This window comes from Caulobacter sp. (assembly GCF_017744445.1).
In the GTDB taxonomy this organism is placed as follows: domain Bacteria; phylum Pseudomonadota; class Alphaproteobacteria; order Caulobacterales; family Caulobacteraceae; genus Caulobacter.
Map to the genome: position 1 here is coordinate 205,614 of NZ_JAGIBH010000006.1, position 22,368 is coordinate 227,981.

At 68.6% G+C, this 22,368-nt stretch carries 16 protein-coding genes; 4 read left to right on the forward strand and 12 right to left on the reverse strand.

Features of this window, described 5'->3' with window-relative positions; translation table 11 throughout:
• Positions 1–46: 46 nt before the first annotated feature.
• From J7528_RS10930 to J7528_RS10940, 3 genes are all read right to left on the reverse strand, one after another.
• On the reverse strand, positions 47–1,186 hold the full coding sequence (locus J7528_RS10930; protein WP_291873954.1) for a CapA family protein: 1,140 nt from the start codon (positions 1,184–1,186) through the stop codon (positions 47–49).
• Positions 1,183–2,931, reverse strand: a complete 1,749-nt coding sequence (locus tag J7528_RS10935) for a CocE/NonD family hydrolase (RefSeq protein ID WP_291873956.1) — start codon at positions 2,929–2,931, stop codon at positions 1,183–1,185. The genes J7528_RS10930 and J7528_RS10935 overlap by 4 nt, the downstream gene beginning before the upstream one ends.
• 79 nt (positions 2,932–3,010) lie before the next feature.
• Positions 3,011–5,713: a TonB-dependent receptor gene (locus J7528_RS10940; RefSeq protein WP_291873958.1), complete on the reverse strand. Its 2,703-nt coding sequence runs from the start codon at positions 5,711–5,713 to the stop codon at positions 3,011–3,013.
• A 370-nt stretch (positions 5,714–6,083) separates the two neighbouring features.
• Here J7528_RS10940 and J7528_RS10945 point away from each other — a divergent pair, with 370 nt between their 5' ends.
• From J7528_RS10945 to J7528_RS10955, 3 genes are read left to right on the forward strand one after another with little or no spacing between them, the layout of a single operon-like run.
• A complete protein-coding gene (locus J7528_RS10945) occupies positions 6,084–7,340 on the forward strand; it encodes a CaiB/BaiF CoA-transferase family protein (RefSeq protein ID WP_291873959.1) in 1,257 nt (418 codons plus the stop codon).
• The gene (locus tag J7528_RS10950) at positions 7,340–9,688 is read left to right on the forward strand and encodes a 2-hydroxyacyl-CoA dehydratase family protein (RefSeq protein ID WP_291873961.1); all 2,349 of its coding nucleotides are present in this window, start codon (positions 7,340–7,342) and stop codon (positions 9,686–9,688) included. Before J7528_RS10945 ends, J7528_RS10950 begins: the two co-directional genes overlap by 1 nt.
• A 20-nt stretch (positions 9,689–9,708) precedes the next feature.
• Positions 9,709–10,599 carry an alpha/beta hydrolase gene (locus tag J7528_RS10955; protein WP_291873963.1) on the forward strand — a complete coding sequence of 297 codons (891 nt, stop codon included), beginning with the start codon at positions 9,709–9,711 and terminating at the stop codon, positions 10,597–10,599.
• On the opposite strand, the gene pcaD is transcribed toward J7528_RS10955, so the two are convergent.
• From pcaD to pobA, 8 genes are read right to left on the reverse strand one after another with little or no spacing between them, the layout of a single operon-like run.
• Entirely contained in the window at positions 10,596–11,786 is a 1,191-nt protein-coding gene (gene pcaD / locus J7528_RS10960) for a 3-oxoadipate enol-lactonase (RefSeq protein ID WP_291873965.1), read from the reverse strand. The two genes, J7528_RS10955 and pcaD, sit on opposite strands and share 4 nt — an antisense overlap.
• Positions 11,786–12,934, reverse strand: a complete 1,149-nt coding sequence (pcaB, locus tag J7528_RS10965) for a 3-carboxy-cis,cis-muconate cycloisomerase (protein WP_291873966.1) — start codon at positions 12,932–12,934, stop codon at positions 11,786–11,788. The genes pcaD and pcaB overlap by 1 nt, the downstream gene beginning before the upstream one ends.
• 17 nt (positions 12,935–12,951) lie before the next feature.
• Positions 12,952–13,599, reverse strand: coding sequence for a protocatechuate 3,4-dioxygenase subunit alpha (gene pcaG / locus J7528_RS10970; protein ID WP_291873968.1), 648 nt, complete (start codon positions 13,597–13,599; stop codon positions 12,952–12,954).
• Complete coding sequence (gene pcaH / locus J7528_RS10975) at positions 13,592–14,299, reverse strand: protocatechuate 3,4-dioxygenase subunit beta (RefSeq protein WP_291874429.1); 708 nt, start codon at positions 14,297–14,299, stop codon at positions 13,592–13,594. Before pcaH ends, pcaG begins: the two co-directional genes overlap by 8 nt.
• A gap of 15 nt (positions 14,300–14,314) precedes the next feature.
• Positions 14,315–15,514: a 3-oxoadipyl-CoA thiolase gene (pcaF, locus tag J7528_RS10980; protein WP_291873970.1), complete on the reverse strand. Its 1,200-nt coding sequence runs from the start codon at positions 15,512–15,514 to the stop codon at positions 14,315–14,317.
• Positions 15,511–16,158, reverse strand: a complete 648-nt coding sequence (locus J7528_RS10985; protein ID WP_291873972.1) for a CoA transferase subunit B — start codon at positions 16,156–16,158, stop codon at positions 15,511–15,513. Before J7528_RS10985 ends, pcaF begins: the two co-directional genes overlap by 4 nt.
• Positions 16,158–16,868: a CoA transferase subunit A gene (locus J7528_RS10990; RefSeq protein WP_291873973.1), complete on the reverse strand. Its 711-nt coding sequence runs from the start codon at positions 16,866–16,868 to the stop codon at positions 16,158–16,160. Before J7528_RS10990 ends, J7528_RS10985 begins: the two co-directional genes overlap by 1 nt.
• Positions 16,869–16,877: 9 nt before the next feature.
• Positions 16,878–18,053 carry a 4-hydroxybenzoate 3-monooxygenase gene (gene pobA, locus J7528_RS10995; RefSeq protein WP_291873975.1) on the reverse strand — a complete coding sequence of 392 codons (1,176 nt, stop codon included), beginning with the start codon at positions 18,051–18,053 and terminating at the stop codon, positions 16,878–16,880.
• Between the two features lie 139 nt (positions 18,054–18,192).
• Here pobA and J7528_RS11000 point away from each other — a divergent pair, with 139 nt between their 5' ends.
• Positions 18,193–19,062: a helix-turn-helix domain-containing protein gene (locus tag J7528_RS11000; RefSeq protein WP_291873977.1), complete on the forward strand. Its 870-nt coding sequence runs from the start codon at positions 18,193–18,195 to the stop codon at positions 19,060–19,062.
• 77 nt (positions 19,063–19,139) lie between these two features.
• Here the strand turns inward: J7528_RS11000 and J7528_RS11005 are convergent, their stop codons facing one another.
• Positions 19,140–22,049 (reverse strand): TonB-dependent receptor, encoded by a 2,910-nt coding sequence (locus J7528_RS11005; protein ID WP_291873979.1) that lies wholly within the window; start codon positions 22,047–22,049, stop codon positions 19,140–19,142.
• Positions 22,050–22,368: the final 319 nt, after the last annotated feature.

The following is a 22,368-nucleotide window of genomic DNA, read 5'->3' on the forward strand; positions in this document are numbered from 1 at the left end:
GTGGAACGAGGGGGCTTAACCTCCTTGTCCGCTCGGCGCGCCCGGGTCAATGGCCGTCGGCCGCGGCGAACACCACGCGCTCCCCGTCCCAGGTAAAGTCGGTCTTGAGACCGGCCTGGCGCGTGATGTCGGCGACATAGGCGGCGACCGCGCGGCCCTTCTCGTCATCGCCCAGCGGCTGGGGCTGGCCCGTGGGGGCCATCCAGATCGGTCGGAAGCCGGGGCTCAAGGTTCCGTCCGCGCCGATGTGGCAGGCGGCGACCATGCCGTTCTTGGCCTGCGGATGGAACGGATAGAGCGGATAGTCCGGATCGGGCTCGAAGCCGAACAGCACCTTGCGCTTCTCGGCCCAGGCCCGGCGTTCCGGGCTCTCATTGCCTTCGACGGAGAGGGCGCGGGTGACGGTGACGAAGTTGCCCAGGCCGTGGAAGATCGGCTTGCCGCGCCAGACCTCGACGCCACGCAGGATGTGCGAGTGGTGGCCGATGACGATGTCGGCGCCGGCCTCGATCGCCGCTCGCGACACCGCGCGCTCGTACATGGCGATGTGGGCCGGGGTGTGGACCACGCCCTTGTGGAAGGCCACGACCAGCACGTCGACCTGGGCGCGGATCGCGGCGATGTCGGCCTGCATGGCCTCGACTGTATCGGGATCGGCGAAGGTGTAGACCTTGGGCGGGCCGCCGGGATTGGCGTTCTCCAGCTCGTAGTGGGTGATGATCTTCAGATAGGCGCAGCCGGCGCGCTTGGGCCCGGCCCAGCCCTCCTTGGGGCCTACGCAGTTGTAGCTCAGCAGGCCCACGCGCAGGCCGCGCCGGGTGACGAGACCAGGGCGCCGAGCCTCCGCCAGGGTCAGGCCCGCACCCGCCGTCGCCACGCCTTGTTCGACAAGGTTGGCGATGGTGTCCTCGATGCCCTCGCCGCCGCGATCGTGGATGTGGTTGCCGGCCAGGCTGACCATGTGGAAGCCGGCCCGGCCGACCGCGCGCAGGTTCTCCGGATCGCTGGCCGGGGCAGGGATGTCGCCGACCGACTCCACCCCGCGCGTGGTGTGCGGCACCTCGACATGGCCGATCAGCAGGTCGGCCTCGGCCAGCATCGCCCGCGCCGGATCGAAGAAGAAGTCGGCGTTCGGCTCGTCCAGCACCAGGTCGCCGGTCATGTAGAGCTTGAAAGGCGCGCTCATCGGGCGGTTCCGAACGGCAGGGTGACGCTGGAGGGCGTGTCGCCGCCGGTGTGCAGGGTCAGGGTCGGGGCGGGCGTCGTCTCGATGCGGCCCCGCTCGCGCGGTTCGGCGCCCGACACGGCGATGCGCACCCGGTGACCGGCCTTGAAGACGTACGAGACCGCCAGCATGTCGAACGACACCTTGACCGGCTCGCCGGCTTTCAGCGGCTGGTGATCCTCCGTCCGGCTGCGCCGCCAGGGCGTGCCGATCGTGTCCCAGGTCGCCGGGACGACCTTGCGCAGCGAGGCGCGCTGGCGGCCCTCGCTGATCACCGTCACCGTGCCGTCGGGCGCGACGTCCTCCAGATAGGCGAAGACCGGCTGCTCGGGTTGCGTGGACGAGATCCACAGGTCGGCCAGCGGCGTGCCGGTCATCTCGGTGTCGGCGGCCAGGCGCGGACCGGTATGGACGAAGCTGGCCGTGGCCGGGTGGCAGGGCTGGACGAACGGTCCGAAGTTCGGCTTCACCGGATCGGGCGGGCAAGTGGGGGCATAGTCGACCGTGACGCTGCTGGCCTTGGCCTTGGTCGGCGCCTTGGGAGCCAGCGTGTCGGCGCTGAGGAACAGCCGGTTGGCGGCGTCGGGACGCGGCCAGGCGCGGGCCGAGCGCCATTCCTGGCCCTTGGGCGCGCCGACGGTGAAGTAGTGGATCGGCGCGTCGGCCTCGATGCCGGTCGTCTTGCCCTTCAGATAGTGGTCGAAGAACCGCAGCTGCTCGGCGCGCAGGTCGAAGCCGTCGTTCAGGCAATGGCGCCAGGGACCGATCACGATCCGCGCCTGGTCGGGCAGATTGGCCTGGGCGATCAGGCCTTCGGTGCGGAAGTCGTCGTACCAGCCGCCCTGGATGTACAGCGGGACCTTGCCGTTCTTCAGCTGGCTGAGATAGGCGCCGATGCTGACCTCGCCCCAGAACTTGGCCATGACCAGCGGCGACCAGCTGTCGCGATAGGGCATGGACTTCATCAGCTCCAGCAGGTTGGTCGACTTCAGGTGCTCCTCGGCGGCCTGGCGCAGCTGGACGCGGTCCTCGTCGCCCTGGACGGGGGTGGCCTTCAGGTCGTCCTCCAGCGTGCGGACCGGGCCGGTGCCGTATTGCGAGATGATGCCGCCGCGCGTGTGGCCGTCGTAACGCTCCCAGGCGAAGCACCCGGCGAAGGCGGCCTTCAGGTGCGGCGGGCGGGCGATCAGGGCGTGCATCACCGCCTCGCCGGTGTTGGAGCAGCCGTACATGCCGACCTTGCCGTCCGACCACGGCTGGGCGGCCAGCCACTCGGTGATCTCGTAGGCGTCGAAGCCTTCGGTGAAGTCCTCGTAGCCCCGACGCGTGCCGAACGAGGCGCCGTTGCCGCGGCGCGCGACGACGGCCACGACATAGCCGGCGCGGGTCAGGTCCGGCAGGGAGAAGCGGTCGGTCGGCGCCTTCGGATCGGCGTCGCGCAGGCCGGCCTTCTCGATGTCCAAGGTGTGGTGCCAGATCACCGGCAGGGGCGTGTCGACGGCCTTGCCGTTCACCGCGGGCCGATGCAGCGACACGGCGATCTTCGTGCCGTCGCGCATGGGCAGGTAGAACGAGGTCACCACCTGCTGGGAATAGTCGTCCTGCGGCTTGTAGGCGCCGAACGCGGCGGGCGCCTGGGCCAGGACAGGGCCGGCCAGGGCCGTGGCGGAGAGCAGGGCGGCCAAGGCCAGGGCGGTGGGTTTCATGCGCTTACTCGAAAGAAAAGGCGGACCAGGGCCTGGCCCCGATCCGCCGCAGTTGTCCGGGGAAGAATGAGCGTTGGGTCTACCAGGCCTTGCTGATCTCCAGCGACACGAAGCGGCCGATCGCCGAGGCGTTCTGGCTGTCCCACGAGAAGGTGCCGTTCATGACGACCGGCGGGTCCTTGTCGAAGACGTTCATGACGTTGGCCGAGATCCGCACGCCCTTGGCCCAGCGGGAGTCGTCCCCAAAGGCGTAGGAGGCGGTGGCGTCGTAGATGGTCTGGCTCTTGACCTTCACGTTCGGGGTGATGGCCGTGTTCAGGTAGCTGTCGGTGTAGTTGGCGAAGACATTCGCCGACCAGCCGCCCTGGCGCCAGCCCAGCGAACCGCGCACCCGCAGGTCGACCGGGTTGCCGAAGGTGTCCAGCGCATCGATCCACGGCGAGCCCGCCGCGCTCTTGCGCTCCAGCTTCAGGATCTTGGCCACCTCGGTCCCGACGGTCCAGTCGCCAACCGGCGTGCTGAAGTCGTAGCGGACCGAGACGTCCACGCCGCGCTGGTCCAGCATGCCCAGGTTCTGGCGACGGCCGTCGATCAGGACGTTGATGGCGCTGAGCGGCTCGACCGGGTTCTGTAGGTCTGGGCTGGCCATGGCCTGGGCGACCAGGGCGTCGAACGCCGCGTTGCCGGCCGCGTCGGACGCCGCTGGGCGGCGCTTGATCAGGGCGGCGTAGATCGAGCCGTTGGCCAGGGCGGTGTTGGGAGCCACGTCGATGCGGTTGTCGTACTGGATCTTGTACCAGGTGGCCGACAGGTTCAGCCCATTCAGCCACTGGGGCCTCCAATCCAGGCCCGCCGACCAGGTCTTGGCGGTTTCCGGACCCAGCTGGCTGTTGCCGCCGTTGGTGAACAGGCCGCGGGTGATGCCGCCCGGGACGGTCGGATCGGTCAGGTTCTGGATGAAGATGTTCTTGATCTGGTCGGCGGCGTCGACCAGCGACGGCGCGCGGAACGAGGTGCCGTAGGTGGCCCGCAGCGTCAGGTCCGAGACCGGCGCGTAGATCAGGCCGATCTTGGGATTGGTCGTCTTGCCGAAGTCGGAATAGTCCTCGCGACGGCCGGCCAGCGACAGTTCCAGGCGCTGGATGCCCGGCATGGCGTTCGACGAGCCGATGATCGGCACGAACACTTCGCCATAGACCGAGTGGATGTTGCGGCTGTTGGCGACCAGCTTGTAGGTCGCCGCGCCGCTGGCCAGCACGTTGTGGGCCTCCAGGGTCTGGCGGAAGCTGTTGTCGTGGTACTCGGCGCCGATGGCGACGCGGACTGAACCGCCCGGCAGTTCGAACAGCGGGCCGTCGGCCTTGATCGAGAAGTCCTTGGCGATGTTCGTGCCCCAGGTGGCGCGGTTGGCGTCGATGATGTCCAGCAGGCCGGGGTTGTTGGTCTTGTTGAAGCTGCCGTCGCCGAACGGGTTGAACGCCGTGGCGGGATTGGTGCTGGCCAGGGCCGCGGTCAGGGCGGCGTTGTTGAGCACGTTCTTCCGGTCCTGGAAGCCGCGGCTCATGCTGTGGTCGATATAGCCGGCGATCCGCCACTGCTTGGGCAGGTCCAGATTGAAGCCGATGGCGTTCTGTTGGGCGTTCTCGAAGCCGGTCGAGTTGGGATCGCTGTCTTCGTTCAGGCGATATTCGACGGTCTCGGACGTCTGGCCGGCGGGCGAGACGTACCAGGGATTGGTGTTGCGCACGGCCAGGCTGAACAGCGCCGGCGGCGCGCCCAGGTCGTATTTGCGGCGGGTGTAGAAGCCTTCGTACCAGACCTCGAGGTTCTCATCGATGTTCTGGTGGATGTTGAACAGCACCGTGTTGCGGTTCTGCTTGGGCAGCAGGTCCGAATAGGCGGCTTCGTCGTAGCGGTTGGCGGTGTTGGCCACCAGGGCGCTGGGATTGACCCCGACGCCGTTGCCGGCCGGCAGGGCGTAGCGGACGCCGCCGATGACGATGTTGCCCGGCGAGGCGGTGAACGGACGCGCGTCCGTGCCGCCGCGCGCGGTGCGGTTCTGGCTGGCGAAGTCGCGGGCCGAGCCTTCCAGGTGGCCGCGCTCATTGTGCTCGAACGAGAAGAAGAACCCGCCGCCGTCCCAGGTCTTGCCCAGGGTCTGGCTGAACAGCTTCTGCGAGACGTCGTCGGCGAAGCCGTAGCGGAAGGTGGTTTCGGCGCCGTTGAACTTCTTGCGGGTGATCAGGTTCACGACGCCGGCCACGGCGTCCGAGCCGTAGATGGCCGAGGCGCCATCGGTGACCACCTCGATGCGGCCCACCGCCGAGGTCGGGATCTGGTCCAGGTCGCTCAGGGCCTTGATCACGCCGTTGGGCGCCAGGCGACGGCCGTTCAGCAGCAGCAGGGTAGCTTCCGGGCCGATCCCCCGCAGGTTGGCGGCGCGGACGGCGGTGGAGTTGGCGGCGGCGTCCTGCGCCCCGCCGCTGAACGAGTTGCGGCTCTCGTCCGCGCCCAGGTTCAGGATCTGCGGCAGCATGCGCAGCGCGTCGCTGGCGGTGCCCGCGCCGCTGGCCTTCAGCTCCTCGATGCCGACGCCGACGGTCGGCGAGCCGGCGGCGGCGACGCCCCGGATGCTGGTGCCGGTCACGACGATCTCGGCCACGGCCGTATCCGGCTCGGCGGCGGGCGCGGTCTGGGCCTGCGCCACGGTGGCGGCTGACCAGATGGCGGCGACGATGGCCAGATGCGAGACGCAAGCCTGGCGTGAAATGATGGTCTTCATGGCGGCCCTCCCTTGAGCCGTCCGACTGCTGCCGGCGACCCTTCTTATTGCGGTGTTCGCCGGTTCATCGATTTAGATTGTCGATGAAACCGTTCGAATGAAAACAGTATGTTTCACGAACTAAATTGACGCAAGGGGGTGGGCTGAAGTTTGAGATCGGCGTTATCGGACGTCCGCCCCGCGCGCCGGGAGCCGATCAGCCAGAGTGGGTCAGTTGTTAGTTTTCAATATAGTTTATTTTGCGAACTATTTATTGACAGGAGCGGCGCCGGCTCGCTGAATGTGGAGGTTGGGGAGAGTGCGCCGGTCGCGATGACGTCGGGAAAGCTTTTCCGAAACAGGCTCTTAGTTGTTCCATCAGGTGATTTTCGTGACCGACGCCGCCGCCGACACCCGCGCCCGTCCTCTGGAGGGCTTGACCGTCATCGACCTGACGCGCGCCCTCGCCGGACCCTATGCTACCCTGCTGCTGGCCGGTCTGGGCGCTACGGTAATCAAGGTCGAGGACCCGCGCGGCGGCGACCTGGCGCGCGAGAACAGCCCCTATGTCGGACGCGACGGCGTGGGCGTCGAGAAGCGTCATGACGATGATTTGTCGATCTCCCACCTGACCCGGGCGCGGGGCAAGCATGGCGTCAGCCTGAACCTCAAGCACCCACAAGCGCGCGAGATCTTCGCCGACCTGGTCCGCAAGGCCGACATCGTGGTCGAGAACTTCACCAGCGGCACGGCCGATCGCCTGGGCGTCGGCTACGAGGCCGCCAAGGCCATCAATCCGGGCATCGTCTACTGCTCGCTCAGCGGCTTCGGCGCCGGCGTGGCCGAGGGCAGCAAGGCCATGGACGTGCTGATCCAGGCCCTGAGCGGCGCGATGTACACCAGCGGCGGCCCCAATGATCCGCCCGTCCGTATCGGCATCCCCATGGCCGATATGCTGGCGCCGATGTTCGGCGTCATCGGCATCCTGGCCGCCCTGGAGCATCGGCGGCGTACGGGCGAGGGCCAGCAGGTCGACGTCTCGATGCTGGGCGCCCTGACCTCGTTCGTGGCCATCGAGAACTGGCAGGCCATGGCCCTGGCCGGCATGGAGGCGCGCACCGGCCTGACCGTGCAGCGCCTGTCGCCGTTCGGCGTCTTCCGCTGCCTGGACGGCTACGTGTCGATCGTGGCGGTGCACGAGGGCCTGGCGCGCGGGCTCTTCCGGGCCATGGACAATGAGGCCTTGGGCGAGGATCCGCGCTACGCCACCCGCGACCGCCGGGTCGCCAACGCCGCCCAGCTGGAGCCCCTGATCGAGGCCTGGTCCAGCCAGCTGCCGACCGACGAGGTCGTGCGCCGGCTTGAGGCCCAGGGCGTTCCGGTTGCGCCGGTGCGCCATCCTGTCGAAGGCCTAAAGGACCCGCGCGTGGTCGCGCGCGGCGAAACGGCCGCGATCACCCATCCGGCCTATCCGGACGCCGAGGAACTGATGACCGCCGGCGTGCCGATCCAGTTCTCGCAGGGCCGCACGGGCTTCGACGACGTCCTCCCGGTGGCGATCGGCGAGCATAATCAGGCGATCTATCGCGATGTTCTGGGCTACTCCGAAGAGCAGGTGCAAAGCCTGATCCAGGCGGGCGCGATTTGATGAGCGGCCCGCTGCTGGCCCAGATCGGCGTCGACATCCCGCGTGAGCTGATCGCCGCGGCTGGCTTCACGCCGTATCGTCTGGCGGCCGATCCCGCTGGCGCGCCGGGGGAGGGTTTCGAGGGGCAGCCGCCCCGATCGCGGTCGCTGCTGGCCCAACTGCTAGGGGGCGGTTCTGCGTTCGCGGGCGTCGCCATCGCCCATGGCTGTGTCGAGGACGTCCAGCTGTTCTCCGTCCTGCGCCAGCTGTCGCGAACTGGACGCGGCGGCGACTTGGCCGCTGCGCATCTCGACGCCCTCCATGGTGGGGGCGAGGCCGTCGAGCACTACAACCGCGCTCGGCTGATGGGGTTCAAGGCGTGGCTGGAGGCGTTGTCCGGGCAATCGATCACGACAGACGCCCTGGCGAATGAGATCGCCCTCGCCAACGCCAAGCGTCGTCGGCTGCAGCGGGTCCTGGACCTGCGCGCCGCAGCGACCCCGTTGCTAGGCGGCGTCCAGGCCCTGGATCTGGTGCGAGCCGTAGGACAGGCCACCCTGGCCGAGGGCGACAGCTTGATCTTCGCGGCCCTGTCCAGCGCCGGGCATCGAGCGGGCCGTCGCGTACTGGTCACCGGATCACCGCACGAGACCTCGACCGCCTATGCCGCGATCGAGGCCGCCGGCTGCGTGATCGTCGGCGAGGACCATGCCTGGGGCGACCCCTGGGCCAGCATGATGTTGGACGAGACCCTGGATCCTTTCGAGGCTCTGCTGCGACGCTGGCAGGCGCCGGCGTCCCACGCCACGGACGGGTCGAGCGCTGTGCGCGCCCAGGCCCTGGCCACTCGGGCCAAACAGATGGATGTCGAAGCCGTCCTCCACATCCGCCTGCCGGGCGACGAGGCCTCGCCCTGGGACGTGGCGCGTCTTCGCGAGGCGCTGACGGCCGTGAACAAGCCGCTGCTGGCGCTGAAGCTGGACCACGCGCCGGACGAAGCCCGCCTGGCCGAGACGCTGGCGACCTTCTTCGCCGACCCCTACGCGTCACCTTCCGCACCGGCGCCGCGACCGCGGTCCGAGAAGGCTCCCGACAAGCCCGCGAAGCCCGCAGCCGACGGCGCCGGTCGCCGCAGCCGCAAGGCGCTGGCGTCGACCGCCGACTTCGGCGCCTGGCAACGCGACTGGTTCGCCGACGTCCAGCGCCGCGCGGCCGAGGGGCCGTTCGCGGTGGTCAATGCCGACGCGCCGCAGGAAATCCTGCGGGCCATGGACATCCCCTATGTCGTGAACCAGTGGTGGGCCTCGATCGTCGCCGCCAAGCAGCGCGGGCGCGACTATGCGGGACTGTTGAAGGCCGCCGACTATCCCGCCGACGTCGAGAACTACAGCGCCCAGGGCCTGGCCGCCGCGCTGGACGCCGATGTCGACAACGCCCCGTGGGGCGGCCTGCCCAAGCCCGACATCCTGGCTGTCGTCAAAGGCTCGGACGCCGGCGCCAAGCTGTACGAGGCCTGGGCGCATGAAACTGGGGCCGAGCTCTTCGCCTATGAGCGCTCGGTCGACAGCCGCTGGGACTTGCCTGTCGCCTGGTGGTCTGACCTGCCCGAGCGCTGGGACGAGACGCTGGAGGCCGAGCGGCTGGATCTGCTGACCGCCCAGCTGGAAGCCAGCATCCCGCGCCTGGAGGCCATCACCGGCCGCAAGTTCGACCCGGCCCGCTTCGTCGAAGTGATGACCCTGGTCAACGAGCAGGAGGAATACTACCGCCGCGCCCGCGACCTGATCGCCACGACGAAACCGGTACCCGCGGGGATCGTCGACACCATGCCCGCGACCATGGTGCCCCAATGGCATCGCGGCACGGTCTGGGGACGCGACGCGGCCAAGCGGCTCTACGAAGAGATCGCCGCGCGCGCCGAGGCGGGTGAGGGCGCCTGTCCGGATGAGCGCGTGCGCCTGATGTGGGTCGGGCGGGGTCTGTGGAGCGACATGGGCTTCTACCAGCGCTGGGAAGACAGCCATGGCGCGGTGTTCGTCTGGTCGATGTATCTGGGCCTGGCCGCCGACGGCTATATCCGCGACTTCAAGGGCGAGGGCGACGCCATGCGCGCCTTGGCCGCGCGGTTCGTAACCATGGGCGACGAGCTGCGCATGCCCACCTGGGCGGGGGCCTGGCATGTCAAGGAAGCCGAGCTGCATGGCGTGCACGGGGCGGTGGCCATCGACGACGCCGATCCCTTCGTGCTCGAGGCCCTGGAGCGCGCTGGCGTCCCGGTGCTGCGGTTGCCGATGAGCAATATGAGCGTCGAGGGCGACGCGCTGGAGGCCGCCGTTACGGCCTTCATCGAAGGGCTCGCAACCCCCTAATCCGGATCAAGGAGCATTCGATGAAGATCCCTCTGCTGGCCGTGCTGTTGAGCGCTTTCGTGGCAGGTCCAGCCCTGGCGGCCGAGCCCGCGCCGCCGCCCTACAAGGCGGTGATGGAAAGCGATCCTGGCCTGCCGACCCACACGGTCTACCGGCCCGAGGACATGGCCGCCGTGGGCAAGGCGAAGCTGCCGATCCTGGCCTGGGCCAACGGCGCCTGCGCCAACGAGGGCGACGCCTTCGCCAAGTTCCTGACCGAGATCGCCGGCCACGGCTATCTGGTGGTCGCCATCGGCCCGATCGTCGGCCCCAAGCCGCCGAACGCCGGCCCGCCGCCTCGGCCGGACATGAACGCCCCGCCCAAGACCACCTCGTCGCAGCTGATCGACGCCATCGACTGGGCGGTCGCCGAGAACGCGCGGCCGGCCAGCCGCTACAACGGGCGGCTAGACGTCAAGAAGATCGCGGTGATGGGCATGTCCTGCGGCGGCTTGCAGGCGATCGAGGCGTCGGCCGATCCGCGCGTCACCACCACCGGGGTCTGGAACAGCGGCGTGCTGGGCACGGGGACCGGCGGCCTGCCTGGCGCCAACGTGACCAAGGAAAGCCTGAAGGCCCTGCACGGTCCGGCGATCTATGTCAGCGGCGACGCCACCGACATCGCCTTCGCCAACGCCAATGACGACTATGCGCGGATTACCCACATCCCGGTCGTGCGCGCCTATGAGGACGGCGTCGGCCATGGCGGCACCTACGGCCAGCCGCGCGGCGGTTCGTTCGGCGAGGTCGCCGTGGCTTGGCTGAACTGGCAGCTGAAGGGCGACAAGGCCGGGCGGGCGATGTTCGCCGGCAAGGACTGCGCGCTCTGCGCGCGTCCCGGCTGGCACATTGAAAGCAAAGGCGTGAACTAGGGCGTCTCGCCCAGTTCCGCCATGACTTCGGAGGCCTCGGTGAAGGCGGTGTTGGCGGCGGGCACGCCCGCGTAGATCGCCGTCTGCATCAGCACCTCCTTCAACTCGTCGACCGTGAAGCCGCCTTGCTCCAGGCCGGCCTTCACGTGCAGGCGGAATTCCTCCCAGCGGGCCAGGCTGGCGCAGATGGCCAGCACCAGCAGGCGCCGTGTGCGGTGGTCCAGGCCCGGCCGGCCCCAGACTTCGTTCCAGGCGTAGCGGGTGATCATCGCCTGGTAGTCGGCGGTGAAGGCCGTGCGTTTGGCCAGGGATTTGTCGACCCAGGCGTCGCCCAGGACCTTGCGGCGGGTCTTCAGCCCGGCCTCGAACAGGGAGTCCTTGGCCTCCCGGACGGCGGTCCCGCTCAGCAACTCGGCGAGGAAGCCGCGCACGGCGCCGGCGAAGGCGGTTGGGGCTTCCAGGCTGGGCAGGTGAGCGCCGTCGATCTCCAGATGGCGGGCGCCGGGTACGGCTGCGACGATGCGCTCGGCATGGCCTTCGAATGGCGTGGCGGCGTCCTTGGCGCCGGTCAGCACCAGGGTCGGGGCGGTAATGGCGGGTAGCCCCTCCAGCAGCGCCATGTCGCGGATCGCCGCGCCGCAGCCGCAATAGCCGTCGGGGCTTTGGGCCAGCATGCCGGCGCTCACGGTCTCGACGACCTCGGGATGCTGGGCGCGGAAGCCTTCCGAGAAGAACCGGCCCATCACCGGCGCGACCAGCGGCGCCATGCCTTCGCGGCGGATCAGGGCAAGGCGCTGGTCCCAGGTCGAGGGATCCATGGCTGGCGAGGTGCAGGCCAGGATCAGGGCGGTGACGCGCTCGGGCGCCTTCGGGGCGAGGGCCATGGCGATCATGCCGCCCAGCGAGGTGCCGGCGATGCTGGCCGTCCGGGCGCCCGCCGCGTCCATCACCGCCAGCACGTCGTCGGCCAGCAGGTCCAGGCTGTAGTCGCCCGCTGGCGCATCCGAAGCGCCGTGGCCACGGGTGTCCATCCGCAGCACGCGGAAGTCCGGCGTCAGCAGCGGCACGACCGGGTCGTACAGCGACAGGTCCGTGCCGATCGAGGTCAGCAGCACCAGCGCCGGCTTGTCGGCCGCGCCGTCCGCGCGCCAGTAGATCCGAGCGCCGTGCGAGGTCGCGAAGGGCATCAGCGGTACTTTCGGTAGGCGGCGAGGGCGCGCTGGGTCAGCGCTTCGGACTCGCCGATATCGGCGCCGACCTGGGCGGCCGCAAGGTTGGCGGCCATGCGGTCGGTGTCGACTTCCAGGCCTTCGACTGCTGGGGCCATGGCGGCCAGGGCCCCGTGGGTCAGCTGGAACAGATCGGCCAGCACCGGCGCCTCGGCCTGCCAGCCGCCCAGGCCGCGCTCGTGCTGCTGGGGCAGAGCGGCGGTGATCGTCGCAGCCAGGTGCGGAGCGCGGATCGCAGCGGAGAGGGCGACCTGGCAGCTGGTCGGGTTGCGTTTGTGGGCCATGGCGGAAGAGCCGCCCCGGCCTTCGACGCGGGGTTCGAAGGCCTCGGCGACCTCGCCTTGGGCCAGCAGGGCGATGTCGCCGGCAATCTTGCCGACCGCGCCGGTCAAGATGGCGAGGCTGGAGGCCAGGCCGGCGAGGCCTTCGCGGCGTGAGTGCCAGGGTGTCGTGGCGGGCGGCAGGTCGAGGAGGACGGACAGGCTCGCGAGAACCGCATGCGCCTGGCCATCCAGTCCGGCCAGCGAACCCGTCGCGCCGCCCAGTTGCAGCTGAATGGCGGTGGTCTCGCGCTCGAAGCGGGCCAGGGCGCCGGCGACGCCTTGCAGCCAGCCGGCGGCCTTGAGGCCGAAGGTGATGGGCAGGGCGCCTTGCAGCAGGGTGCGGCCCAGCATCGGCGTGGTCGCGTGCGCTTCGGCCAGAGCAGCCAGCGCATCGGTCAGGCGCACAGCCTCCTCGACGACCAGCGCCGCGCCGGCCCTTGCCTGCAACATCAGGGCGGTGTCGGCCAGGTCCTGGCTTGTCGCGCCCTTGTGGACGAGTTTGGCGATCACCGGATCATTGATCCGCTTACGGATGATCTCGACCAGCGGGATCGCCAGGGTTCCGGCATGGGCGGCCGCCTCGGCCAGAAGGTCGACGTCGGGGCGTTCGACGCAGGCGGCGGCGATGCAAGCGGCGCTGGCCTGGTCGATCACCCCGACGTCCGCCTGCGCCTGAGCCAGGGAGGACTCAAAGCGCAGGGCCGCGTCCAGCAGGGCCTCGTCGCCGAAGACGGCAAGCATGGCGGCGGAAGACGCCGAGCGGTCGCGGATCAGGGAAGGCAAGGGCGACTCCGTCTTCGTCAGATGTCGAAAAAGACGGTTTCGCGCTCGCCTTGCAAGACGATGTCGAAGCGCCAGGCGCCGTCCTGCTGGCGGGCGATCAGGGTGTCGCGGCGTTCAGGCGGAACCAGGGCCAGGATCGGGTCGGCGGCGTTCTGCGGCGCGCCGTCGAAATAGACGCGGGTGGCCAGGCGCTTGATCACGCCGCGCCCGAAGACGCTGACGGCGATGTGCGGCGCCTGCTGGCTGTTTCCGGGGCCAGGGACCGGACCGGGAAGGATGGTCTTGAAGCGATACAGGCCTTCGTCGCTGGTCGAGGCGCGGCCGAAGCCGATGAAGCCGTCGTCGGGGCTGGCATATTGGCCGGCGGCGTTGGCCTGCCAGATCTCGATCATGGCGTCCGGCACGGGCTTGCCGTCGGCGTCGGTGACCACGCCTTCCAGGATGACCACCTCGCCGCTGACCGCGCCCTTGGGCGGGGCCAGGTTCAGGACGTAGTGCTCATCAGGAAAGAGTTCGGGCCGCGCGCCCATGTCGGACTGGCCGACGAGGTCCGCGCCGCCCTTCCAGGGCAGGCCGTAGTGGAAGAACGGGCCGACGGTCTGGGACGGGGTCTGGCCGAACAGGGCCGGGTCCTGGTTGTCGAGGCGCGGAGCCGGATTAGTCATGATGATCGTCCTCGAACGGCGTCTCGTCGCGTCCGCGCAGCACCACGTCGAATAGGTAGCCCAGCGCCCAGTTCGGCCGGGTGGTCTCGATGTCAAACCGGGAGACCATCCGCTGGCGGTAGGGCAGGGGCACGGCGTTGGCGATCGGGTCGATCTCGATCAGCGGATCGTCGGGGAAGTACATCTGGGTGACCAGGCGGGTGGCGAAGGCTGGGCCCAGCAGCGACAGGTGGATGTGCGACGGCCGCCAGGCGTTGTGGTGGTTGCCCCATGGATAGGCCCCGGGACGTACGGTCACGTACTGGTAGCGGCCCTCGGCGTCGGTGATCACCCGACCCGCGCCGGTGAAGTTGGGATCGTGCGGCGCGTCCCACTGGTCCTTGGAGTGGATGTAGCGACCGGCGGCGTTGGCCTGCCAGATTTCCATCACGGTGTTGGGGACGGGGCGGCCGTTCTCGTCCAGCACGCGGCCGGAAACGACGATCCGCTGGCCCTGCGGCGCGCCTTTATGCTGGGTGGTCAGGTCGGCCAGCGACGCGCCCATCAGCTTGTCCCAGCCGCCGGCCGGACCGGTGGTCTCGGTCAGAGTGTGGGGGATCTTGACCAGCGGCTGGCGCGGCGAGCGGGCGACGGTGGAGCCGTAGGACGGGCAGAGCGACGGCGGTTGGCCGGCGTCCTCTCGGGCATAGGGCAGGATCAGGCTCATGAGGTTCTCCTAGACCCGCTCGAAGGCGAGGGCGGCGCCCTGGCCGACGCCGATGCAGAGGGTGGCGAGACCGCGCTGGCCGCCAGTTGCTTCCAGCTGCCGCAGGGCGGTGAGCACCAGTCGCGCGCCGGATGCGCCGAGCGGATGGCCCAGGGCGATCGCGCCGCCGTTCGGGTTCATGTGGGCGCCGTCGTCGGGCAGGCCAAGCTGGCGCAGGACGGCGAGGCCTTGGGCGGCGAAGGCTTCGTTCAGTTCGACGGTGTCGAAGTCGCCAATCGAGAGGCCGGTCTTGGCGAGAAGCTTCTGCACCGCCGGGACGGGGCCGATGCCCATCACGCGCGGCGCGACGCCGGCGGTAGCGTAGCCGGTGATGCGAGCGCGTGGCGTCAGGCCGTGGCGCTTCACAGCATCCTCGGAGGCGACCATCAGGGCCACCGCGCCGTCATTGACGCCCGAGGCGTTGCCGGCTGTCACTGTGCCGCCCTCGCGTACGACGGACTTCAGCTTGGCAAGGGCCTCGAGCGTGGTCTCGCGCGGGTGCTCGTCGCGGTCGACGATCGTTGGGCCGGCCTTGCCGGGGATCTCGACCGGGGTGATCTCGCCGGCCAGGAAGCCGCTGGCCTGGGCGGCGGCCGCCCGCTGCTGGCTGCGCAGAGCGAAGGCGTCCTGGTCCGTGCGATTGACGCCATAGTCGGCGGCGACGGTCTCGGCGGTCTCCGGCATGGAGTCGACGCCGTAGGCCTTGCGCATGGCGGGGTTCACGAACCGCCAGCCGATCGTGGTGTCGAAGATCTCGGCGTTGCGGGAAAAAGCGCTGTCGGCCTTGCCCATCACGAACGGCGCGCGGCTCATGCTCTCGACGCCGCCCGCGATGATGAGGTCGTTGTGGCCCGACAAGATGGCGCGGGCGGCGTAGCCGACGGCCTCCAGGCCCGAGGCGCACAGGCGGTTGACCGTGACGCCTGGCACGCTCACCGGATAGCCGGCCAGCAGCAGGGCCATGCGGGCGACATTGCGGTTGTCCTCGCCGGCCTGATTGGCGCAGCCCAGCACCACCTCGTCGATCGCTTCGAGATCGAGGCCGGCGTTGCGCGCCGCCAGGGCCTTCAGCGGGATAGCGGCCAGGTCGTCCGCCCGGACTTTCGACAACGCACCACCGTAGCGGCCGAACGGCGTGCGGATCCCGTCACAGAGATAGGCGACGCTCATGCGAAGGCCCCCGCGTCGAAGTCGGCTTCGGTCTTGGCCTTGATCTCGTCCAGCGTGACGCCGGGCGCCAGCTCGACCAGCGTCAGGCCGCCACCCTTCCGGTCGAGATCAAAGACGCAGAGATCGGTGATCACCATGTCGACGCAGGCCGCGCCGGTCAGGGGCAGGGCGCAGCGCTTCAAGACCTTGCTCTGGCCGGCCTTGTTGGCGTGATCCATGACCACGATGACGCGCTTGACGCCGGCCACCAGGTCCATGGCGCCGCCCATGCCCTTCACCATCTTGCCGGGGATGGTCCAGTTGGCGATGTCGCCGTTCTGGGCCACCTCCATCGCGCCCAGCACCGTCAGGTCGATGTGGCCGCCGCGGATCATGGCGAAGCTTTGGGCGCTGTCGAAGAAGCTGGACGTCGGCAGCTTGGTGATCGTCTGCTTGCCCGCATTGATCAGGTCCGGATCGGCCTCGCCCTCGTAGGGGAAGGGGCCCATGCCCAGCATGCCGTTCTCGGATTGCAGGGTGACGCACACGCCGTCCGGAATGTGGTTGGCCACCAGGGTCGGGATGCCGATGCCGAGGTTGACGTAGAAGCCGTCCTTAAGCTCGCGGGCGGCGCGGGCCGCCATCTCGTCGCGGGTCCAGGCCATCAGACAGTCTCCCTTGGGCGGGTCGTGAGCTTCTCGATGCGCTTCTCGTTGATCGTCGAGCGGATGATGCGGTCCACATAGATGCCCGGCGTGTGGATGCTATTGGCGTCCAGCGCGCCGGCTTCGACGATCTCCTCGACCTCGACGATGGTGACCTTGCCGGCCGTGGCCATCACCGGGTTGAAGTTGCGGGCCGTCATTCGGAACATCAGGTTGCCCTCCGGGTCGGCCTTCCAGGCCTTCACGATGGCCAGGTCGGCGCGCAGCCAGGTCTCGCGCACGTAGGGCTCGCCTTCGAAGGTCTCGACCGGCTTGCCCTCGGCCACCACGGTGCCGACGCCAGTCTTGGTGTAGAAGGCCGGGATGCCCGCGCCGCCGGCCCGGATGCGCTCGGCCAGGGTGCCCTGCGGGTTCAGCTCCAGCTCCAGTTCGCCCGACAGATAGAGCTGCTCGAACAGCTTGTTCTCGCCCACATAGGACGAGATCATTTTCTTGATCTGGCCGTTGTTGAGCAGCATCCACAGCCCGAAGCCGTCGGCCCCGCAGTTGTTGCTGATCACGGTCAGGCCCTTCACGCCGGTCTCCTTCAGGGCCGGGATCAGGGTCTCGGGATTGCCCGACAGGCCAAAGCCGCCGGACATCAGGGTCATGCCGTCAAAGGCGACGCCCTCCAGCGCGGCTGCGGCGCTTTCGTAGATCTTGCTCTTCACGGAATGCTCCTAGACCAGCGGGAGGCCGACATAGTTCTCGGCGAGGGTGACCTGGGCGGCGCGGGAGCCGCGGATGTAGGCTAGCTCGGCCACCTGCATCTTGCGGTCGAAGCCGTCGCGGTCGGGGAAGCGGTGGGTCAGGCTGGTGAACCACCACGAGAAGCGCTCGGCCTTCCAGACCCTCGCCAAGGCGCGGGCCGAGTAGCCGTCGATGCCGGCGCTGGAGCGCTCGCCGTAGTATTCGGTCAGCGCCTCCGACAGCATGATCACGTCTGAGACCGCCAGGTTCATGCCCTTGGCGCCGGTGGGCGGCACGATGTGCGCCGCGTCGCCGGCCAGGAACAGGCGGCCGTGGCGCATGGGCTCGGTGACGAAGCTGCGCAGCGGGGCGATCGACTTCTCGAACGACGGGCCACGGGTCACGCGGCTGGCGGCCTCGTCGCCCAGGCGCAGGCACAGCTCGTCCCAGAAGCGGTCGTCGCTCCAGTCCTCGATCCGCTCGTCCAGGGCGCACTGGATGTAATAGCGGCTGCGGGTGGGCGAGCGCATCGAAGCCAAGGCAAAGCCGCGCTCGTGGTTGGAATAGATCAGCTCGTGATCGCAGGGCGGCACGTCGGCCAGGATGCCCAGCCAGCCGAACGGATAGACCCGCTCGAAGGTCTTGAGCACGCCCTCCGGGATCGCCGCGCGGCTGACGCCATGATAGCCGTCGCAACCGATGACGAAGTCGCAGTCGAGCCGGCGCTCGACGCCGTCCTGGCGGAAGGTCACGCTGGGCGAGTCGGTGTCGATGTCGTGCAGGGCCACCTCGTCGGCGTCGAAGACGATCGACAGCCCGCGCGGCTGCGCCGCGTCGAACAGGTCCTTCATCACCTCCTGCTGGCCGTAGACCATCACGGTGGAGCCGCCGGTCAACTCGGCCATGTCGACCCGGAACAGCTCGCCGTCGGCGGCCAGGTTGGTGCCGCCGTGCACCAGGCCCTCGCGGCGCATCCGCTGGCCCAGGCCCAGGCGGTCCATCAGGTCGACGGTGATCTGCTCCAGCACGCCGGCGCGCACGCGGCCCTCGACATAGGCCCGGTCGCGGCGTTCCAGCACCACGGCGTCGATGCCGGCGGCGGCCAGCAGGTGCGCCAGGAACATGCCCGCCGGGCCCGCGCCGATGATGGCGATCTGAGTGCGCATGGGTCCTCCCGCCGCAGTGTCCGCGATCTTGGGGAGAGACTAGTCCTCGCCGGGGCGGTGGCGATGGATGTGTCGGGGGAATAGTTGGACTTTTCGTGGGTGGGGTGAGACGCTTCTGTCGCGTCGGGAGGGCGCGCTTGTGGCCGCACAGTCCAAAATTCCCAGCTTTTTCCTGTTCGGCGAGCCGCCTCGCGTGGCCGAGGGCAAGTTCCTGCATCTGGAGGCCTTGGACGATCGCTCGCGACCCAATGACTGGAACATCCGGCCGCACGCCCACGCCGACCTCAACCACGTCTTCCATATCGCCCAGGGCGGCGGCCGCATGTCGGCGGACGGCAAGGCGGTGGAATTCGTCGCCCCCTGCCTGCTGATCGCCCCGGCGCGCGTGGTGCATGGTTTCGTCTTCGAGGCCGAGACCAAGGGTTCGGTGCTGACCATCGCCGACAGCTATCTGCGCGAGCTGGTCGGGCGCGAGCCGGCCTTCGAGGCCGTCTTCCAGCAGGCTGTCGCGCTGGCGCTGAGCGCCGATCACGGCGCGGTCCAAAGCCTGGAGCGACTGGCCAAGGAGCTGACCTGGGCCGCGCCGGGTCACGGGGCGGCGGTCGAGGCGCATCTGCTGACCATCCTGGTGGACGTGCTGCGTCTGCGCGCCCACGTCGATGCGCCGGACACCGCGCGACCCAACACCCATGCCGCCCTGGTGGCGCGGTTCCGCGAGCGGGTCGAGGCCGGCTACCGCACCAACCGTGCGCTGGAGGCCTATGCCTCCGACCTGGGCGTCTCGGTCTGGACCCTGGGCGCGGCCTGTCGAAGCGTCGCCTCGGCCTCGCCGCTCAGCCTGGTGCAGGACCGCAAGATGCTCGAGGCCCGACGGGCCTTGCTCTACTCGAACATGACGGTGGCCGAGATCGCCTACTATCTGGGCTTCGACGATCCGGCCTATTTCACGCGCGTCTTCACCAAGCACGCGGGGATCTCGCCGCGAGGCTTCCGCGACGGGGCTCCATAACAAAATCGCCGCCGACATCGCCCCGGGGGTGGGGACGATATCGGCGGCGACCTTCGCCTTCGGGTTAAACGCTGGCGCTAGAAGCGGAAGCGAACGCCCGCGCGGTACATCCGGCCGATGATGTCGTAGAGGGCCGGGTTGGCGTAGTTCGGCGACTTGGCCGGATCGCGGTCGAATAGGTTGTCGACCTTGAAGTAGGCGGTCACGTCGTCACGGATCTTATAGGTGCCGCCGACGTCCATGTAGAACGCGCCGGGCATGAAGTTCTTGTCGATGGTCGGGTTGTTGACCGTCGAGACCGGGCACGAGCCGGCGGCGCAGACGACATACTGGTTGCCGTAGTTGCCGTCGGTGAACCAGCGCTCCTGCAGCGTGACCGAGAAGCGGTCGGTCTCGTAGCTCTGGATGGCCAGCCACTTCCAGTTGGGCGTGTTGCCCTGGTTCACGCCCGCGGAGTCGACCGGGATCGTGCCGGGCAGGCCGGTGTCGGTCCAGAACTCGCGGATGTGGGTGGCCAGGGCGCGCAGGGTGAAGGCGCCCGGCAGGCCCAAGGGTTCACGCCAACGATAGCTGGCCTCGATGTCGAAGCCGCTGGTCTTGATCGACGCCAGGTTGAAGGACTGGACGTTGATGTAGTTCGGGCCGCTGCTGTTGTTGAGGTTATACGAGCCGCAGGTCTGCGGCAGGATGTTGCGGAAGCAGTAGTCGACGATCTGGGCCGCGCCCAGGCTGGAGACGACGTCGTCGACCTTGATCTTGTAGTAGTCGAACGAAGCGCTGAAGCCCGGCAGCCAGGACGGGTTGGCCAGGACCACGCCGACCTGGGTGTTGCGGGCGATTTCCGGCGTCAGGTTCGGGTTGCCGACGGCGTTCTGGATCGCCACCACGTTGCGGTTGTTGGCCGGGTCGAAGAAGTTCGGCAGGGTCGTGGTGACCGGCGCGGCGAACAGTTCCGACAGGTTGGGGGCGCGGACGTCTCGCGAGGTCACGCCCCGGAAGCGCAGGCCATCGAAGGGCGTGTCCCAGGTGCCGCCGGCCTTCCAGGTCCAGATCGTGCCCGAGGTGCTGTAGTCGGTCACGCGCGCGGCGGCGTTGAAGTTGGCGCGGCCGACCTTGTCGTTGTCGAACAGCGGCAGGTCGATTTCCAGGAAGGCTTCCTTGACGTTGTAGACGCCGTCGCCGTTCTTGTAGTTGCCCGCGTGCCAGTTGTTGCCGAGGTTCGACATCAGCGGATCGGCCGGATACGAGCCGGTGTTCGGGCTGCGATCGGCGATGCCAGCGCCGTACGGATCGGCGCGGACGGTGTAGTATTCCCGGCGATATTCGGCGCCGAAGGCCACCGACAGCGGACCGGCCCACAGATCGATCGGCGCGCCCGAGAAGTTCAGGCTGGCCACGTCCTGCTTCATGCGCAGACGCTGGAACGGACCAGCTTCCGGCTGGACATATTCCAGGGCCGAGGCCGAGGGGGGCTTGCCGCCGAAGATGTTCAGCGGCTGGCAGCCGGCGGCGCGCGCCACCGGATCGGCGCAGACGATCGCGCCGTTCAGCGTGATGGCCTGGATCGCCTGGTTGAAGCGCGGCGTCAGGATGATGTGGTCGACGTCGATGGCGGTCTTGTTTTCGCCGTGCTGGTAGTAGGCGTCATAGGACCAGTTCGACCCGAGCGCGTCGAACTTGCCCTTCAGGCCGGCGACGACGCGGTATTGGCGGCGATCGGTGTGGACCTTGGTGTTGGGCAGGACCGCGTTGCTGACGCCGTATTGGAAGCTGGTGATGCCGGCGGTGGCGCAGGCGTCGCGCACCGAGGTCGGCAGGTAGGGGTTGGCGCACTGCAGCGTCAGGCCGGTGCGGTTCATGCCGTTGACGGGCTGGTTGCTGGTCTTGACCTGGCCCAGATTGAACGAGACGTAGGCCTCGTTGCCTTCGGCGAAGTCGTAGCCGATGCGGCCGTAGGCCACCTTGCGCTCGATCTTCGACTGCAGCGTGCGGCCGCTGTCCACGTTACCCGACAGGTCGCCGCCAATGCAGAAGCCCGGCAGACAGCCATTGACCGCGCCGCCGGCGGTCTTGGACGGCACGCCGCCCGAGCCGTACTGGAACTGGAACGGATTGCCGGCCTGGTCGAAGGCGATGCCTTGCAGCGGACCGGCCGTGATCAGGCCGTACTTGGTGTAGGCGTAGGGCTGGGCGTTGTCGCGCATCAGGTACTGCGGCGAACCGTCGTTCGTGACGTTGCGATTGATCATCGTCGTCTGGGTGAACCAGTGGCGGTCACCGGCCAGGTCCAGGCCGAAGTCGCCCGGGCCGACGCCGTTTTCCTTGGCCCACTCGACGCTGCCGACAACGTGCATGCGATCACCGGCGAAGCTGCGGCCGCCGGCCAGCTGCACCAGGCCCTGCTCGTTGTCATTGTACTTCGAGATGCCGGCCTGGACGTTGCCCTTCAGGCCCTGGAAGCGGGTGTCGGTGATGAAGTTGACCACGCCGCCGACGGCGTCCGAGCCGTACGAGGCCGAGGCGCCGCCGTTGACGACGTCGACGCGCTGGATCAGCAGCTGCGGGAACAGGCTGACGTCGGTGACGCCGGTGTAGTAGGCGCCGACCACGCGCTGGCCGTCCAGCAGGGTCAGGGTGCGGATGGTGCCCAGGCCCCGCAGCGAGAACGACGACAGGCCCTGCTGGCCGCTCGACGTGCTGAAGGTGTTGGTCGCCGAGCCGCTCGAGCCCTGCAGCGACGGCAGCTGGACGATGGTGGCGAAGACGTTCGGCTGAGCGTTGTTCTGGATCTGCTCCTCGCCGATCACCGAGGTCGGCGTCGGGGCGGTGAAGCCAGTGGTCTGGATGCGGGTGCCGGTGACGACGATCTCGGTGACCGTGGTGTCCGCCGGTTCGGCCGGCGCGGCGGTTTGCGCCAGGGCAGGACAGGCGATCAGGGTCGCCAGCAGTGCGGCCGCGCCGGCCGAGCCGAGCGCATCGCGTTTCATTTGCCGGACTAGATCACCCCGCTTGGCGCGCGGATTCGACGAGTCGGTGCTGTGTGAGAACATTTCCATCCCTCCCTGAGCGCCGTTGATCGGCGCGTTTGACGCTTGGCCACCAGGCGATTGCCGTCAGATGGTAGCGTTATCGTAAAACTTGGTATGTTCGCTGTTACAGCAAGTCAATACTCCGACATAATAACGTTGAAATGATCGTTGGCCTTCGCTAACCCGTAGATGAAGCGCGGCCTTTGCGGGCTGTTTCGGCGAAAAATCGCGAAAAGCGTGATGTTCTGCGCCCGATAGCGGGTGATGATAACGTTAT

Bases quoted from the DNA above. Each gene is read 5' to 3' on its own strand.
- J7528_RS10930 (WP_291873954.1), bottom strand. From the start codon at position 1,186: ATGAGCGCGCCTTTCAAGCTCTACATGACCGGCGACCTGGTGCTGGAC.
- J7528_RS10935 (WP_291873956.1), bottom strand. From the start codon at position 2,931: ATGAAACCCACCGCCCTGGCCTTGGCCGCCCTGCTCTCCGCCACGGCC.
- J7528_RS10940 (WP_291873958.1), bottom strand. From the start codon at position 5,713: ATGAAGACCATCATTTCACGCCAGGCTTGCGTCTCGCATCTGGCCATC.
- J7528_RS10950 (WP_291873961.1), top strand. From the start codon at position 7,340: ATGAGCGGCCCGCTGCTGGCCCAGATCGGCGTCGACATCCCGCGTGAG.
- J7528_RS10955 (WP_291873963.1), top strand. From the start codon at position 9,709: ATGAAGATCCCTCTGCTGGCCGTGCTGTTGAGCGCTTTCGTGGCAGGT.
- pcaD (WP_291873965.1), bottom strand. From the start codon at position 11,786: ATGCCCTTCGCGACCTCGCACGGCGCTCGGATCTACTGGCGCGCGGAC.
- pcaG (WP_291873968.1), bottom strand. From the start codon at position 13,599: ATGACTAATCCGGCTCCGCGCCTCGACAACCAGGACCCGGCCCTGTTC.
- pcaF (WP_291873970.1), bottom strand. From the start codon at position 15,514: ATGAGCGTCGCCTATCTCTGTGACGGGATCCGCACGCCGTTCGGCCGC.
- J7528_RS10985 (WP_291873972.1), bottom strand. From the start codon at position 16,158: ATGGCCTGGACCCGCGACGAGATGGCGGCCCGCGCCGCCCGCGAGCTT.
- pobA (WP_291873975.1), bottom strand. From the start codon at position 18,053: ATGCGCACTCAGATCGCCATCATCGGCGCGGGCCCGGCGGGCATGTTC.
- J7528_RS11005 (WP_291873979.1), bottom strand. From the start codon at position 22,049: ATGAAACGCGATGCGCTCGGCTCGGCCGGCGCGGCCGCACTGCTGGCG.